Source organism: Pseudomonas sp. JV414 (assembly GCF_032424305.1).
In the GTDB taxonomy this organism is placed as follows: domain Bacteria; phylum Pseudomonadota; class Gammaproteobacteria; order Pseudomonadales; family Pseudomonadaceae; genus Aquipseudomonas; species Aquipseudomonas lini.
This window is the reverse complement of record NZ_VYKC01000021.1, coordinates 293523-308107: the sequence shown is the minus strand read 5'-3', so window position 1 is coordinate 308107 and position 14585 is coordinate 293523. Positions and strand designations below refer to the sequence as shown.

Below are 14585 nucleotides of genomic sequence, written 5' to 3'. Positions count from 1 at the left end.
ATCGACCCCCTCTCACACCGGATTAAAAAACAAGATCAAAAGATCGCAGGCTGCGCCAGCTCCTACATCGACCGTGTTCCTGTACACATCTGTAGGAGCTGCCGAAGGCTGCGATCTTTTATCTTTATTGCTGAGTTTCCTGCTCGGTAAACAGATCACTGAACAGCATGCTCGACAGGTAGCGTTCGCCCGAGTCGGGCAGGATCACCACGATGGTCTTGCCCTGCATTTCCGGGGTTTCGGCCAGCCGCACAGCCACCGCCATGGCAGCGCCGCACGAGATACCGCTCAAAATCCCTTCTTCCTGCATCAGGCGCAGGGCCATCGCCTTGGACTCATCGTCGCTGACCAGCTCCACCCGATCGACCATCGACAGATCCAGGTTCTTCGGCACAAAACCAGCGCCGATGCCCTGGATTTTGTGAGGGCTCGGTTTGATCTCTTCCCCGGCAATCGTCTGGGTAATCACTGGAGACACCAACGGCTCCACCGCCACCGAGATAATCGGTTTGCCCTGGGTATTCTTGATATACCGCGAAACGCCGGTAATGGTTCCACCTGTCCCGACGCCCGCCACCAGTACGTCGACTGCGCCGTCGGTGTCGTTCCAGATTTCCGGCCCGGTGGTTTTTTCGTGAATGGCCGGGTTGGCCGGGTTTTCGAACTGCGCCGGCATGTAGTAGGTCGATGGATCACTGGCGAGGATTTCGGCGGCCTTCTCGATTGCGCCTTTCATGCCTTTGGCCGGTTCCGTCAACACCAGTTCGGCGCCAAGGGCTTTAAGCACCTTGCGCCGTTCGATGCTCATGGACGCCGGCATGGTCAGCACCAGCCGGTAACCGCGGGCGGCGGCAACGAACGCCAGGCCGATGCCGGTGTTGCCCGAAGTCGGTTCGATGATGGTCATGCCGGGCTTGAGTTTACCGCTGCTTTCGGCCTCCCAGATCATGTTCGCGCCGATCCGGCACTTGACCGAATAACCGGGGTTGCGCCCTTCGATCTTGGCCAGGATGGTGACGCCGCGCGGAGCGATACGGTTGATCTGCACCAGCGGCGTATTGCCAATGGAATGGGCGTTGTCAGCGAAAATACGGCTCATGGCTGGGTCCTTATACCGCGTTGAATTAGCCCTCCAAGGTATGCCTGTTACCCGTGGTCGTCCAGTCAGTCGAACGTCCGGTTACCAGAGCAGTCAATCGCTTTACACCGCAAGAGATTTGCCGCCATGAAGCGTCGATACAGTTGGCCCCTGTGGACCCTCGCCGGCCTCGTTCTACTGCTGGTTGCCCTGCACCTTGCCCTGCCCTACGTGGTGCGCGATTACCTCAACGAAAGATTGGCGAACATGGGTGACTACCGCGGGCAGATTACCGACGTAGACCTGGCCCTGTGGCGAGGCGCCTACAAAATCAATGGACTGAAAATCGTCAAGGTCGACGGGAAGGTTCCGGTGCCTTTCGTCAACGCGCCATTGATCGACCTGTCCGTCAGCTGGCATTCGCTCTGGTATGACCACGCCGTGGTGGCCGAGGCGCAGTTCGACAAACCCGAGGTGAACTTCGTCGATGGTGGTAACAAGAAAAACTCCCAGACCGGTCAGGGCACCGACTGGCGGGCACAATTGGAAAAATTGCTGCCGATAACCCTGAACGAAGTGCGGATCAACGACGGGCGGGTCACCTTTCGAAACTTCAATTCAAAACCGCCCGTGAACATGAATGCCACCCAGGTTAATGCCAGCATTTACAACCTGACCAATGTGGTCGACACCAAAGGCAAACGCGACGCCCGTTTCGACGGCAAGGCGTTGCTGCTGGGGCATGCGCCACTGGAAACCACAGCGACTTTCGATCCGCTGAGCGACTTCCAGGACTTCGAGTTCCGCCTGCGCGCCAAGAACCTTGAACTCAAACGCATGAACGACTTCGCCGCGGCCTACGGCAAGTTCGACTTCAATTCCGGCCATGGCGACCTGGTCATCGAAGCCGAAGCCAACAAGGGTCAACTCACCGGCTACATCAAGCCGCTATTGCGCGACGTTGATGTGTTCGATTGGCAACAGGACGTGGAGAACAAAGACAAAGGGATTTTTCGCTCCATCTGGGAAGCACTCGTCGGTGGCACCGAGAATGTGTTGAAGAATCAGCCGAAAAACCAGTTCGCGACGCGCGTCCAGCTCAGAGGCAGCGTGCATCAGAAAGATATCAGCGCATTCGAGGCTTTTTTGCAGATTTTGCGTAATGGTTTTATCCAGGCGTTCAATGCGCAGTACGAACGACCCAAGCCGGATACGGACTAGGATTTGCGTGTGACGGTGTAACGACCGGTTTCTTCTGCTGCTCGTGCCGGGTTTAATTGCTGTTGCAAAAAATCCCAGCCCAGGCAAGCCAGGGCCAATGACCGCGGCACAGCTTCACGGCCACTGCTGTAGCGACTGATACTGCGGACACTGACACCCAGCGCTTCGGCCGCCTGATTCAGCGGCAACCCGGTGCGAGCACGCCAATCGATGAAAATACGGGTGTTTTCATCGGCCGCATTTTGCGCAAGAGCATCCAGATACAGCGTGTCTGCACCAATCTGGATATCCAGTTCGGGCCACTCCACGCTCCAGCCATCGTCCCCCAAGGCTGCGCCTTCAAAAGCACGGTCCTCCAGCAATGGTTGCAACCCCGGGTACGAACGCAGGTCGCGACTTAAATCGATGCTCAGTTGCTGGCCATCGATAAAGGTCAGCGCCAGGCGGTAATCCGGCAGTACCTGCACAGCCGACAGCCGTGGTCGTTTCATGGGTAACATCGTTTCCAATCCTCCAGCAATTGCACCTGATGGGCCCTGACCCACTCCAGCGCTTCCTTGATAATCAGCGGCGGTGCCTTGCCCATCATCACTTCGACAGTTACCAGGCTGAGCATCACATCCAGCCCGCCACCGGTCAGATGCACATGGGGCGGCGGATGATCCTTCTCGCGCAACTGAATGCGGTACGTATCGCGAAATCGGTATTTAGTAGACATACCCAGCAAGCTATCGCCAAAATGGCGATAGCTCAATACTGGCCAGCAGCCGAGACCAAGTCAAGATGTGACGCCCCATTCAGAGACTGAATAAGCCGTCTGCGTTCACAGTCGACCGGGCAGCGCGTTATAGTCGGGTACTACAATTATTGCGCCCCGCCCTGCCTCGTTCAGGTCGGCGTTACCGTTCGAGGATTAGCAGATGAAGTTCGAAGGCACCCAGGCCTACGTCGCCACCGATGACCTGAAGCTGGCGGTCAACGCCGCCATCACTCTGGAACGGCCACTGCTGGTCAAGGGCGAGCCAGGCACCGGCAAGACCATGCTCGCCGAGCAACTGGCCGAATCCTTCGGCGCCAAGTTGATTACCTGGCACATCAAGTCCACAACCAAGGCCCACCAAGGCCTGTACGAGTACGACGCGGTCAGTCGCCTGCGGGACTCGCAGCTGGGTACGGAGAAGGTCCACGACGTTCGCAACTACCTGAAAAAGGGCAAGCTCTGGGAGGCGTTCGAGTCTGAAGAGCGGGTGATTCTGCTGATCGACGAAATCGACAAGGCCGACATCGAGTTCCCCAACGACTTGCTGCAAGAACTCGACAAGATGGAGTTCTACGTTTACGAGATCGACGAGACCATCAAGGCCAAGAAGCGCCCGATCATCATCATTACCTCCAACAACGAGAAAGAGCTGCCGGACGCCTTCCTGCGCCGCTGCTTCTTCCACTACATCGCCTTCCCGGACCGCGTCACGATGCAACGGATCGTCGACGTGCACTACCCGAACATCAAGAAAGACCTGGTCAGCGAAGCGCTGGACGTGTTCTTCGATGTGCGCAAGGTGCCGGGCCTGAAGAAGAAGCCATCGACCTCGGAATTGGTGGACTGGCTGAAGTTGCTGATGGCCGACAATATCGGTGAAGCGGTGCTGCGCGAGCGCGATCCGACCAAGGCCATTCCGCCACTGGCCGGCGCCTTGGTGAAGAACGAACAAGACGTGCAATTGCTTGAGCGTCTGGCGTTCATGAGCCGTCGCGGCTCTCGCTAAGCCCCGATAGAGAGAGGCGATAGCCATGCTGCTCAACCTGTTCAATGAAATGCGTGCAGCCAAGGTGCCGGTCTCGGTACGTGAGTTGCTGGACCTGATCAACGCTCTGAAACAGCGCGTGACCTTCGCCGACATGGACGAGTTCTATTACTTGTCACGGGCGATTCTGGTGAAGGACGAAAAGCATTTCGACAAGTTCGACCGGGCGTTCGGTGCCTACTTCAACGGCCTGGAAAAGCTCGACGATCACCTCCAGGCGTTGATTCCGGAAGACTGGCTGCGCAAGGAATTCGAGCGTTCCCTGACCGATGAAGAGCGGGCCGCGATCCAGTCCCTCGGCGGCCTGGACAAGCTGATCGAAGAGTTCAAGAAGCGCCTGGAAGAACAGAAAGAACGCCATGCCGGCGGCAACAAGTGGATCGGCACCGGCGGCACCAGCCCGTTCGGCTCCGGTGGCTTCAACCCGGAAGGCATTCGGGTCGGCGATGCCGGTAAGCGTCAAGGCAAAGCGGTCAAAGTCTGGGATCAGCGCGAGTACAAGAACCTCGACGATTCGATCGAACTGGGCACGCGCAACATCAAGGTCGCCCTGCGGCGCCTGCGTAAATTCGCCCGTCAGGGTGCGGCGGAAGAACTGGACATCGACGGCACCATCGACCACACCGCGCGCGATGCCGGGCTGCTGAACATCCAGATGCGTCCGGAGCGCCGCAACACCGTCAAGTTGCTGCTGCTGTTCGACATCGGCGGCTCGATGGACGCCCACGTGAAGATCTGCGAAGAACTGTTCTCGGCCTGCAAGACCGAGTTCAAGCATCTGGAGTACTTCTACTTCCACAACTTCATTTATGAATCGGTGTGGAAGAACAACATGCGCCGCACCTCCGAGCGCACCGCCACCCAGGACCTGCTGCACAAGTACGGCGCCGACTACAAAGTGATCTTCATCGGCGACGCCGCCATGGCGCCCTATGAAATCACCCAGGCCGGTGGCAGCGTCGAGCACTGGAACGAAGAAGCCGGTTATGTGTGGATGCAACGCTTCAAGGAAAAGTACAAGAAGCTCATCTGGATCAACCCGTACCCGAAAGACACCTGGGGCTATACCTCATCAACTAACATCGTGCGGGATTTGATTGATGACCAGATGTTCCCGCTGACGTTGCGGGGGTTGGAGGAAGGGATGCGGTTTTTGTCCAAGTAATCTCTGTTGTCTGGACTGACGCCATCGCGGGCAAGCCCGCTCCCACAAGGATTAGCGTTGTTCACACATTTTGTGAGCACCATCTACCCTGTGGGAGCGGGCTTGCCCGCGATGCTTTAGCGGCCTAAAAACCGGCGCAAATACTCGACGTGTTCGCGATGCGCCACGTCCTGCACCACCGGCTTCAACCGCACCTTCACTCCCGGCAAACACTGCGCCAATCGCGCCAATGCCAACGGCGTCAACGCCCCCAGTCGCGGATAACCGCCTATGGTCTGCCGATCATTGAGCAGCACAATTGGCTGCCCGTCCGGCGGCACCTGGACCGCGCCCAGCGGTATGCCTTCGGAAATCATCGGCTGGCCCTGATACTGCAACGACGTTCCCAACAGGCGAATGCCCATGCGATCGGCGCGGCTGTCGAGGGTCCAGACGCTGTTGAACGCGTCGAACAGACTCTGTCCACTAAACTCGCCGATCTGTGCACCGAGCACCAGGCCCAGCGGCGCATTGAGTTTGAAGTCCGGCACGTGTTCGGGCGCCAACTCCCGCAGCAGTAACAGCGAGCTTCCCGAATAGCTCAACTGCGCATCTTTGGCCAACGCCCGCCCCATGCCATCCAGCCCACCGAGCTCCTCACGGACCACCGTTGCGCTACTGCCCAACACCTTGGGCGCATCAAATCCGCCCGGGGCCGCCAAATAAGCCCGAGCGCCAAGCCGCGGCTGGGTGAATTGCAATTGCTGACCTTTGTTCAGCCTGAAACTGCGCCACGGTGCCAATGCCTCGCCATCCACCTGCGCCCCCAGATCCGCCCCGGCCAACGCCAGCACGCAATCTTCCTGGGCAACGACTGTAAACCCGCCGAGGGTGATTTCGATCACCGATGCATCCAGCCCATTGCCCAGCAGCCAATTGGCCCACGACATCGATCGCCAATCCGCTGCCCCGCCCTGGGTCACGCCCAGATGCCGCACGCCAAATCGCCCGGCATCCTGCAACAGGCACAGCGGTGTACTTGCTTCAATCGTCAGTCGGCTCATGCCAGGGCCTCCAACGGTGTGTCATCACCGCCCAGGTTGATGAACTCGGCATGGCTGACCGCTTCGAAGCGCACCGTATCGCCCGGTTGCATCAGGCTGTAGCCGTCGCGCTCGCGGTCGAACAATTTTGCCGGAGTGCGGCCGATCAGGTTCCAGCCGCCGGGGGACACCACCGGATAAGCCGCCGTCTGGCGTTCGGCGATACCGACACTGCCGGCAGCCACTTTTTTGCGCGGAGTGTTCATACGCGGTGCAGCCAATATTTCCTCCACCAATCCCATGAAAGCGAACCCCGGTGCGAAGCCCAACGCGAACACCTGGTACTCGCGCCCGCTGTGGCGGCGGATCACCTCTTCCACCGTTAATCCGCTGCGCTGAGACAGCAAGGTCAGTTCCGGACCAACACTCAGGTCGTACCAGACCGGCAATACATGGCATTTACCCTTGGCCCGAGCGTTGGGCGACAGATCGATCAAGGCTTCAGCGATCAATTCCCGCGCCTGGGCCGGATTCAGTGCCATCAAATCGTAATGCACCATCAACGTCGTGTAGGACGGCACCAGATCGATCAAATGGTTGCCGAATGCCTCCCGCAGACGTTCGCTGGCGGCGAGCATCCACGGCATATTGGCTTCGCTGATTTCATCGAACAGACGCACCATCAGGCAATCCAGCGCCACCACTTCCACCCGTGGCTTCATGATGCACTCTGCTGATTCAAGGCTTCGCGAATACGCTGCACGGCGGCCACCGAACTGGCGTTGTCGCCGTGTACGCACAAGGTATTAGCCTGCAAGTGCAAGGCGCTGCCATCGCTGGCGGTGAGGTTGTCACTGCGAGCAATGATCAGCGCCTGTTCGATGATTTTCTCGGGATCGTGATGCACAGCTCCCGGCAGTTGCCGCGAGACCAGCCTGCCTGCGCTGTCGTAAGCGCGATCGGCGAAGGCTTCGAACCACAACGTCACGCCATATTCATCGCCCAATTGCTGCGCAGCACTGTTATCGCGGGTCGCCATCAGCATCAATGGCAGCGTCCGGTCGTAGGCCGCCACAGCCTGAATCACTGCGCGCAATTGCGCCGGGTTGGCCATCATGTCGTTGTACATCGCGCCGTGGGGTTTGACGTAACTCACCCGCCCGCCCTGAGCCCGGCAAATGCCATCGAGGGCTCCGATCTGGTAATGCAACAGGTCCTGCAGTTCCTGAGCGGTGTAAGCCATGGATCGACGACCGAACCCCACCAGATCCTGATAGGCCGGATGAGCACCAATCTGCACGCCGTGGCTCAAGGCCAGGCTGACGGTCTTGCGCATGATGCTCGGGTCGCCGGCATGGAAGCCGCAGGCGATGTTGGCGCAATCAATGAAGGGCATGACCTCGGCGTCCAGACCCATGGTCCAGTTACCGAAACTCTCGCCGATGTCGCAGTTCAATAGCAGGCGGTTCACGGTGAACACTCCTGTAGGCTTTTATCTTCTTAGCTGAAGGACATATGTCCCTCAGATTATCAGTTACCGGACATCCGGTTATTGAGCGTCGAGTTGCTTGCCACGGGTTTCCGGCAAGCTCAGGGCCGCCAGGATCACTACCCCGTAGGACACCGCCGCGAAGGCGCCGATTCCCACACTCAGTGGCACCTTCTGGCTGAGCAAGCCGATGAACAGCGGGAACAACGCCGCCAATGCCCGACCGATGTTGTAGCAAAAACCCTGGCCCGAACCGCGAATCCGCGTCGGAAACAGCTCGGTCAAAAACGCACCCATGCCGCTGAAGATCCCCGAAGCGAAGAAGCCCAAGGGGAACCCCAGCCACAACATCACGCCGTTGCTGACCGGCAATTGGGTATACAGCAGAACAATGGTGAACGAGCCGACCGCGAACAGAATGAAGTTCTTTTTACGACCGAGGATGTCAGTCAAATACGCGCTGATCACGTATCCGACGTAGGACCCGACGATCACCATGGCCAGATAGCCACCGGTGCCGAGTACGCTCAAGCCCCGTTCGTTTTTCAGAAACGTCGGCAACCAGGAAGTGATCGCGTAATAACCGCCAAGGGCGCCGGTGGTCAGGATCGACGCGCGGATCGTGGTGAAAAGAATGCCCGGGGCGAAGATCTCGTAGAACTTGGCTGGGTTGCCTGGCTCTTGCCTGGCTTTGGCTTCGCGGTAGATTTCCGGGTCTTTCACCAAGCGACGGACGAAGATCACGAAAATCGCCGGCACGATGCCAAGGAGGAAAAGAGCACGCCAGGCGTCTTCCGGCGGCAGTACCGAAAACAGCAGCGCGTACAGAATCGCCGTCATTCCCCACCCAAGCGCCCAGCCCGATTGCACCATGCCGACGGCTTTGCCACGGTCCTTGGCGCGGATCACTTCGCCGATCAGCACCGCGCCGGCCGTCCACTCGCCGCCGAAGCCGAAGCCCATCAATGTGCGCGCAATCAGCAATTGTTCGTAGTTCTGGGCGAAGCCGCAAAGAAAGGTGAAGAAGGCGAACCACAAAACAGTCAGTTGCAGGGTGCGCACCCGGCCGATGCGGTCGGAGAGAATCCCCGCCACCCAGCCACCGATGGCCGAGGCGATCAAGGTGCTGGTGTGAATCAGCCCGGCTTCGCCAGTGGTAATGCCCCACATGGCAATCAGGGTCGGCACCACGAAGCTGAGCATCTGGGTGTCCATGCCGTCCAGGCCATAGCCGATCTTGCAGCTCCAGAACGTACGACGTTCCTGCTTATTGATGTTGTGGTACCAATCGAAGGGTCCCGGGCGAGCCGTGGCTTTGGGAACGAGGGTGTCGGGCGCACTCATGGCAAGTCTCCGTGCAAATTTTATTGGTATTGTTCTGAGCCCCGACGACGCCTATCGTGGGAACCGGATGCGTCGATTTTTGGACGCCTGGCCCTGCGGCGTCCAACTAATAAAAACCCGCCCTAGACATAAGAAAACCTTATCCGACGGGCTAAGCCCCAAGAGCTGATCCCATGAACCTGAAGTTTCTCGAGACCTTTGTCTGGGTCGCCCGACTCAAGAGTTTCCGCCTGACGGCAGACAAACTCTTCACCACCCAGGCGTCGATTTCCAGCCGTATCGCCGTGCTCGAAGGCGAGCTCGGGGTGAAGCTGTTCCTGCGCGATTCTCGCGGTGTGAGCCTGACGCCCGAAGGCCTGAAAGTGCTCGAATACGCCGAGCAGATGATGGACACGATGCAGGCGCTCAAGCAGTCGATCGAGACGCGTTCGAGCAAGGTTGGGCGGGTCCGGATCGGCGTCATGGACACTGTGATCCACACCTGGCTCAGCCCGTTGGTGGCGCAAATGATGGATCACTACCCGCTGGTGGAAATCGAGCTGGTGGCCGATACCGCGCTCAACCTCTGCGACCAGCTGCAAAAAGGCTTTCTCGATCTGATCCTGCAAACCGACCTGCTGCGCCAGGAAAGCGTGCGTAGCCTGGAGCTGGCCAGTCATCCGATGGGCTGGATCGTGGCCAGCAATTCCATCTACAACCGCGAGTATGCAAGTGTCGCCGACCTGGCGCGGGAGCGGATCATCACCTATTCGAAAAACTCCCAGCCACACCAGGAGATACTTGCCCTGATGCAGGCCAACGGGGTCATGGCGCCACGGCTGAACTGTGTGAATTCAGTGTCGGCGATTACCCGATTGCTGAGGGACGGCTTCGGCATTGGCGCACTACCGCCGGTACTGGTGGCCGAAGAATTGGCGCGAGGGGAATTGACCTTGCTGGCCATCGATCAGCGGCCGCCGAATTTGCAGGTGGTGGTGTCGTGGCGGGTTGGCGTGGAGTGGGTCGAAGAAATTGTGGCGTTGTGTCAGCAGGTCGTGGAGCGCTATGCGCATAAAGTGGGCGAGCAGTACATCGTCTTGAGCAAACCTTCGGTTAGCTAGAATGATCGTTCCCACGCTCCGCGTGGGAATGCAGCCCGGGACGCTCCGCGTCCCATCCAAAGCCGAACGCGGAGCGTCCGTTAAGGCATTCCCACGCAGAGCGTGGGAACGATCATCGACTCAAAGACCGCGCACATCCCGATCCTCGATCGGCCGGCTCTGGCGCAGACGCTTGCCGCCCAGCACCACCCAGTCGATCAGTCGGAACAGGCATTCAATGCCGAACGACAGCAGCAACGCGCCGCTCATGCCCCAGATCATCGCTTCCGGCGTCAGCAGGATCTGGTAGCTGTAGCCGTTCCAGGTTTCCTTGCGAATATCCGGGTCGGCGGCCAAGGCCACTTGCAGGACGCGGATGTACCACGGGCCCTGCATGGCCTGGAATTGCTTGTCGAGGGCCAATTGACGGGTGAGCAAGGTGCTCAGGCTGTCGGCATCGCTGCGAAAGATCGGGTCTTCGCTGGCACGGTAATGGGCCACGAGCGCCTGCATGTCACCCTTGAAAAACTGATTGGCAGTGCCCTGGAAACCGCTCAAACCGGTCTGTGCCTCGATCAGATGCGCTTCGATCCGTTTCGCGTAATCACTGATGAAGCCAGGCACCTGGACACCGATCAACAGGCCCGCCGCGAACAACACCAGCCGTAGATAACTGAGCAACATGGGGGGAGAGATCCTTATTCGGTCTTGCCCTGGCTGACGCATTCACCGCGTCGCCAGAGGCTCCATTGGCCCGGTTCGTAGCGGGTCCAGGTTTCGTTTTCGGTCAAGGGTTCGGTGGCGATCACCGTGACCACGTCGTTGGGTGTGGTTTCGGCCTGGAAGTCGACGATCACATCGACGTCCTTCAAACGCGCCGGGCCGAACGGTGCACGGCGGGTGATCTGCGCCAGTTTGCTCGAGCAGTAGCAGAACAGCCAGTCGCCGTCGCTGAGCAAGCAGTTGAATACGCCTTTGCTACGGTACTCGGCGCAGGCGGCCACCAGGTCTGGCAACAGTGCTTCGATCTCTACTGGCTCGGGGAACGCAGCGCGCACCCGGTTGAGCAAATCGCAAAACGCCGCTTCACTGTCGGTATCGCCAACGGGGCGATAAAAACTGGCGGTCGGGTTGAAATCGGCCAACTGGCCGTTGTGGGCGAAACACCAGTTGCGCCCCCACAACTCGCGCACGAACGGGTGGGTGTTGGACAGGCAGACCTTGCCGACGTTGGCTTGGCGGATGTGCCCGATCACCACTTCGCTTTTGATTGGGTAGCGCTGCACCAGATTCGCCACTTCCGACTCGCTGCTCGCCGCCGGGTCCTGGAACAGCCGCAGGCCACGGCCTTCATAAAAAGCGATGCCCCAACCGTCACGGTGCGGCCCGGTGCGGCCGCCGCGCTGCATCAGCCCGGTGAAGCTGAACACGATATCGGTCGGGACATTGGCGCTCATGCCCAATAACTCACACATGCTCGGACTCTCGATTCAGTACAGGGGCACGGTTACAGACGCGGTTCGACCCGCGAACGCTGAGGGTTGCTCGGCACCGGTGGCCGACCGTAACGATCATCGCCGGCACCGCCGAAAGGCTGATCGTCGTCAGGCTCGTCGGCCCGCGCCGCAGCCTTGGCGGCAGCCGCCTGCTCCTTGCGAGCGCTGGAGGCGCGCTCGATGGGAATACGGATCGCCACGAACACCAGATAAATGCCGAAGGCAATCATGCCGTACATGAACAGATCGGAAACCGCGCGCCAGGCGTTGTTGCCAACCTTGAACAGCAAGTCGAGGGCAGTAATGGCGATGGACGGGGCGATCTTTTCTTTCACCGGGTCGATGATGGTCGGGCTGAACAGCAACACCGCCACCAGCAGCCGCAGCGGCTCACGCAGCCAACGCCACATCCAGCGGGTGATGCGCATCCACACCAACAGGCAGCCTAAAGCGGCAAAGGCGTAGAGGCCCCAAGCGATCAGATAGTCGTTCTCGGTCATGGTGTCCATGGCAAGGCAGGCAAAGAGGCGCTTATAGTAACGACTTTTCGCACGTCAGGCTTGTCCCAATACCAGCGAGTTAAGCGCATTCCATGTGGGAGCGGGCTTGCTCGCGAAGAGGGAGTATCACTAGACATTGATGTTGCCTGACACACCGCCTTCGCGAGCAAGCCCGCTCCCACAGGTTGCGAAGCCCCTATTCCGTACATTGTTCGAGAGCCATTCATGCCCCTATCCGCCAACGTCACCAGCGCTCCGATTGCCCACAAGGCCGACGGTTCCGACCCGTATGCCTGGCTGCAGGAGCGCGACACCGACGCGGTGCTCGATTACCTGAAAGCTGAAAACCGCTATCAAGAGGAACAAACCGCCGATCAGGCCGGGCTGCGCGAAACCCTGTTCGAGGAGATCAAGGGACGGATTCTCGAAACCGACCTGTCGCTGCCCTCGCCTTGGGGCCCGTACCTGTATTACACGCGCACCACGGCTGGCGACGAATACGCCCGTCACTACCGCTGCCCGCGTCCAGCCGATGGCAGCCTGCAGATCGACGAAAGCCAGGAACTGCTGCTGCTTGATCCGAATGTGCTGGCCAAAGGTGGCTTCTTTTCCCTGGGCGCGTTCAGCATCAGCCCGGACCACCAGCGTCTGGCCTACAGCATCGACTCCAGCGGCGAAGAGATTTACACGCTGTTCGTGAAGGAATTATCCAGCGGCCGCGTCAGCGAACTGGAATTCCAGGACTGCGACGGCAGCATGACCTGGGCCAACGACAGCCTGACGCTGTTCTTCGGCGAACTCGACGACACCCATCGCCCGCACAAACTGTTCCGCTATCGGCTGGACGGCACCGCGGCCGAAGAAGTGTTCCACGAGCCAGACGGCCGATTCTTCCTGCATTGCTACCGCTCAAGCTCCGAACGGCAACTGCTGTTGTCGCTGGGCAGCAAGACCACCAGCGAAGTCTGGGTGCTCGACGCCTCGCTGCCGCATCAGGCCTTTACCTGCCTGGCGCCGAGAGTCGAAGATCATGAGTACGATGTCGACCACGGCAAACTCGATGGCGAGTGGACGTGGCTGATCCGCACCAACCGCGACGGCATCAACTTCGCCCTGTACCAGGCCGCCGATACCGGCATCGCGCCGATCGAAGCCGACTGGCAGAACCTGATTCCCCACAGCGACACAGTGATGCTCGAAGGCATGAGTCTGAACGCCGAGGCCATGACCCTGAGCCTGCGTGAAGGTGGCCTGCCGATCATCGAAGTCCGCCCACGGGATTTAGTGCCGTATCGCGTGCAATTGCCGGACGCGGCCTACAGCCTGCACGTGCAGAACAGCCTGGAATTTGTCAGCGACCGGATCCGTCTGCGCTATGAAGCCTTGAACCGTCCGGCGCAGATCCGCCAACTGATTCTGACCACCGGCGAGCAGCAAGTCCTCAAGGAAACCCCGGTGCTCGGCCCGTTCGACGCCGATGCGTACGTCAGCCAGCGGCTTTGGGCAACCGCCCCGGACGGTACGCAAGTGCCGATCAGCCTTGTGGTCAAACGCGAATTCCTCGGTAAGCCGACGCCGCTGTATCTGTACGGCTACGGCGCCTACGGCGAAAGCCTCGACCCGTGGTTCTCCCACGCGCGCCTGAGCCTGCTGGATCGCGGCATGGCGTTTGCCATCGCCCATGTACGCGGTGGCGGTGAGCTGGGCGAAGCCTGGTATCGCGCTGGCAAGCAGGAACACAAGCACAACACCTTCAGCGACTTCATCGCGTGCGCCGAACACCTGATCGCCAACGGCTTTACCACCCCATCGCAGCTGGCAATCAGCGGTGGCAGCGCCGGTGGTTTGCTGATCGGCGCGGTACTCAATCAACGGCCAGAGCTGTTCGCTGCGGCGATTGCCGAAGTGCCGTTCGTCGACGTGCTCAACACCATGCTCGACCCGGAACTGCCGCTGACCGTCACGGAATACGACGAGTGGGGCAACCCGCAAGAGCCGGATGTCTATGATCGGATCAAGGCCTACGCCCCTTACGAAAACGTCACCGCGCAAGCCTATCCGGCGACGCTGGTGATCGCCGGCTACAACGACAGTCGCGTGCAGTACTGGGAAGCGGCCAAGTGGGTGGCGAAATTACGCGCGACCAAAACCGATACCAATCCGCTGCTGCTCAAGACTGAACTGGGTGCCGGGCATGGCGGGATGAGCGGTCGTTATCAAGGATTACGTGACGTAGCCCTCGAATACGCATTTGTTTTCAAGGTTTTGGGCATCGCCTGAGGAACTTGGCCCGGCGTACCGGTCTTAACACCCGTACGCCAGGCACCGTCCCCCTGTAGGAGCGAGGCTTGCCCGCGAAGAGGCCATAACATCCAACATCAATGTT

General features: G+C 59.6%; 15 protein-coding genes. 5 read left to right on the top strand and 10 right to left on the bottom strand.

The window, feature by feature from the left end:
- Window positions 1-124 precede the first annotated feature (124 nt).
- Window positions 125-1099, bottom strand: a complete 975-nt coding sequence (gene cysK, locus F6R97_RS23495) for a cysteine synthase A (protein WP_038979374.1) — start codon at window positions 1097-1099, stop codon at window positions 125-127.
- Between the two features lie 126 nt (window positions 1100-1225).
- Between cysK and F6R97_RS23490 the strand changes: the two genes are divergently transcribed.
- Window positions 1226-2299, top strand: coding sequence for a DUF748 domain-containing protein (locus tag F6R97_RS23490; protein WP_038979373.1), 1074 nt, complete (start codon window positions 1226-1228; stop codon window positions 2297-2299).
- Here F6R97_RS23490 and F6R97_RS23485 read toward each other — a convergent pair.
- Window positions 2296-2799 carry a DUF2442 domain-containing protein gene (locus F6R97_RS23485; RefSeq protein WP_315867159.1) on the bottom strand — a complete coding sequence of 168 codons (504 nt, stop codon included), beginning with the start codon at window positions 2797-2799 and terminating at the stop codon, window positions 2296-2298. The two genes, F6R97_RS23490 and F6R97_RS23485, sit on opposite strands and share 4 nt — an antisense overlap.
- The gene (locus F6R97_RS23480) at window positions 2787-3017 is read right to left on the bottom strand and encodes a DUF4160 domain-containing protein (protein ID WP_038979371.1); all 231 of its coding nucleotides are present in this window, start codon (window positions 3015-3017) and stop codon (window positions 2787-2789) included. Before F6R97_RS23480 ends, F6R97_RS23485 begins: the two co-directional genes overlap by 13 nt.
- A 202-nt stretch (window positions 3018-3219) precedes the next feature.
- Between F6R97_RS23480 and F6R97_RS23475 the strand changes: the two genes are divergently transcribed.
- Both F6R97_RS23475 and F6R97_RS23470 read left to right on the top strand, forming a co-directional pair.
- The gene (locus F6R97_RS23475) at window positions 3220-4065 is read left to right on the top strand and encodes an AAA family ATPase (protein ID WP_038979370.1); all 846 of its coding nucleotides are present in this window, start codon (window positions 3220-3222) and stop codon (window positions 4063-4065) included.
- A 25-nt stretch (window positions 4066-4090) separates the two neighbouring features.
- Window positions 4091-5269, top strand: coding sequence for a vWA domain-containing protein (locus F6R97_RS23470; RefSeq protein WP_050683334.1), 1179 nt, complete (start codon window positions 4091-4093; stop codon window positions 5267-5269).
- Window positions 5270-5385: 116 nt separating this feature from the next.
- Here F6R97_RS23470 and F6R97_RS23465 read toward each other — a convergent pair whose 3' ends face one another.
- From F6R97_RS23465 to F6R97_RS23450, 4 genes are all read right to left on the bottom strand, one after another.
- Complete coding sequence (locus F6R97_RS23465; protein WP_315867158.1) at window positions 5386-6312, bottom strand: biotin-dependent carboxyltransferase family protein; 927 nt, start codon at window positions 6310-6312, stop codon at window positions 5386-5388.
- Entirely contained in the window at window positions 6309-7013 is a 705-nt protein-coding gene (gene pxpB / locus F6R97_RS23460; protein ID WP_315867157.1) for a 5-oxoprolinase subunit PxpB, read from the bottom strand. The genes F6R97_RS23465 and pxpB overlap by 4 nt, the downstream gene beginning before the upstream one ends.
- Window positions 7010-7762, bottom strand: coding sequence for a 5-oxoprolinase subunit PxpA (locus F6R97_RS23455; protein WP_315867156.1), 753 nt, complete (start codon window positions 7760-7762; stop codon window positions 7010-7012). Before F6R97_RS23455 ends, pxpB begins: the two co-directional genes overlap by 4 nt.
- Window positions 7763-7840: 78 nt before the next feature.
- Window positions 7841-9124: an MFS transporter gene (locus F6R97_RS23450; RefSeq protein WP_038979365.1), complete on the bottom strand. Its 1284-nt coding sequence runs from the start codon at window positions 9122-9124 to the stop codon at window positions 7841-7843.
- A 173-nt stretch (window positions 9125-9297) separates the two neighbouring features.
- Between F6R97_RS23450 and F6R97_RS23445 the strand changes: the two genes are divergently transcribed.
- Window positions 9298-10224 carry a LysR family transcriptional regulator gene (locus tag F6R97_RS23445; protein WP_315867155.1) on the top strand — a complete coding sequence of 309 codons (927 nt, stop codon included), beginning with the start codon at window positions 9298-9300 and terminating at the stop codon, window positions 10222-10224.
- Window positions 10225-10344: 120 nt separating this feature from the next.
- On the opposite strand, the gene F6R97_RS23440 is transcribed toward F6R97_RS23445, so the two are convergent.
- Genes F6R97_RS23440 through F6R97_RS23430 form a run of 3 tightly spaced genes read right to left on the bottom strand, consistent with a single transcriptional unit; the run spans window position 10345 to window position 12208 of the window.
- On the bottom strand, window positions 10345-10887 hold the full coding sequence (locus tag F6R97_RS23440; protein ID WP_038979363.1) for a DUF2937 family protein: 543 nt from the start codon (window positions 10885-10887) through the stop codon (window positions 10345-10347).
- 14 nt (window positions 10888-10901) lie between these two features.
- Window positions 10902-11678: a class II glutamine amidotransferase gene (locus F6R97_RS23435; RefSeq protein ID WP_007898710.1), complete on the bottom strand. Its 777-nt coding sequence runs from the start codon at window positions 11676-11678 to the stop codon at window positions 10902-10904.
- 32 nt (window positions 11679-11710) lie between these two features.
- The gene (locus F6R97_RS23430) at window positions 11711-12208 is read right to left on the bottom strand and encodes a hypothetical protein (protein WP_038979362.1); all 498 of its coding nucleotides are present in this window, start codon (window positions 12206-12208) and stop codon (window positions 11711-11713) included.
- 216 nt (window positions 12209-12424) lie between these two features.
- On the opposite strand from F6R97_RS23430, the gene F6R97_RS23420 reads away from it, so the two are divergent.
- A complete protein-coding gene (locus F6R97_RS23420) occupies window positions 12425-14479 on the top strand; it encodes a S9 family peptidase (RefSeq protein ID WP_315867154.1) in 2055 nt (684 codons plus the stop codon).
- The last annotated feature ends 106 nt before the right edge of the window (window positions 14480-14585 follow it).

Excerpts from the sequence above, each read along its gene's own strand:
- F6R97_RS23485 (WP_315867159.1), bottom strand. The coding sequence starts at position 2,799 with ATGTTACCCATGAAACGACCACGGCTGTCGGCTGTGCAGGTACTGCCG.
- F6R97_RS23475 (WP_038979370.1), top strand. The coding sequence starts at position 3,220 with ATGAAGTTCGAAGGCACCCAGGCCTACGTCGCCACCGATGACCTGAAG.
- F6R97_RS23490 (WP_038979373.1), top strand. The coding sequence starts at position 1,226 with ATGAAGCGTCGATACAGTTGGCCCCTGTGGACCCTCGCCGGCCTCGTT.
- F6R97_RS23445 (WP_315867155.1), top strand. The coding sequence starts at position 9,298 with ATGAACCTGAAGTTTCTCGAGACCTTTGTCTGGGTCGCCCGACTCAAG.
- F6R97_RS23470 (WP_050683334.1), top strand. The coding sequence starts at position 4,091 with ATGCTGCTCAACCTGTTCAATGAAATGCGTGCAGCCAAGGTGCCGGTC.
- pxpB (WP_315867157.1), bottom strand. The coding sequence starts at position 7,013 with ATGAAGCCACGGGTGGAAGTGGTGGCGCTGGATTGCCTGATGGTGCGT.
- cysK (WP_038979374.1), bottom strand. The coding sequence starts at position 1,099 with ATGAGCCGTATTTTCGCTGACAACGCCCATTCCATTGGCAATACGCCG.
- F6R97_RS23450 (WP_038979365.1), bottom strand. The coding sequence starts at position 9,124 with ATGAGTGCGCCCGACACCCTCGTTCCCAAAGCCACGGCTCGCCCGGGA.
- F6R97_RS23440 (WP_038979363.1), bottom strand. The coding sequence starts at position 10,887 with ATGTTGCTCAGTTATCTACGGCTGGTGTTGTTCGCGGCGGGCCTGTTG.
- F6R97_RS23480 (WP_038979371.1), bottom strand. The coding sequence starts at position 3,017 with ATGTCTACTAAATACCGATTTCGCGATACGTACCGCATTCAGTTGCGC.
- F6R97_RS23465 (WP_315867158.1), bottom strand. The coding sequence starts at position 6,312 with ATGAGCCGACTGACGATTGAAGCAAGTACACCGCTGTGCCTGTTGCAG.
- F6R97_RS23430 (WP_038979362.1), bottom strand. The coding sequence starts at position 12,208 with ATGGACACCATGACCGAGAACGACTATCTGATCGCTTGGGGCCTCTAC.
- F6R97_RS23420 (WP_315867154.1), top strand. The coding sequence starts at position 12,425 with ATGCCCCTATCCGCCAACGTCACCAGCGCTCCGATTGCCCACAAGGCC.
- F6R97_RS23435 (WP_007898710.1), bottom strand. The coding sequence starts at position 11,678 with ATGTGTGAGTTATTGGGCATGAGCGCCAATGTCCCGACCGATATCGTG.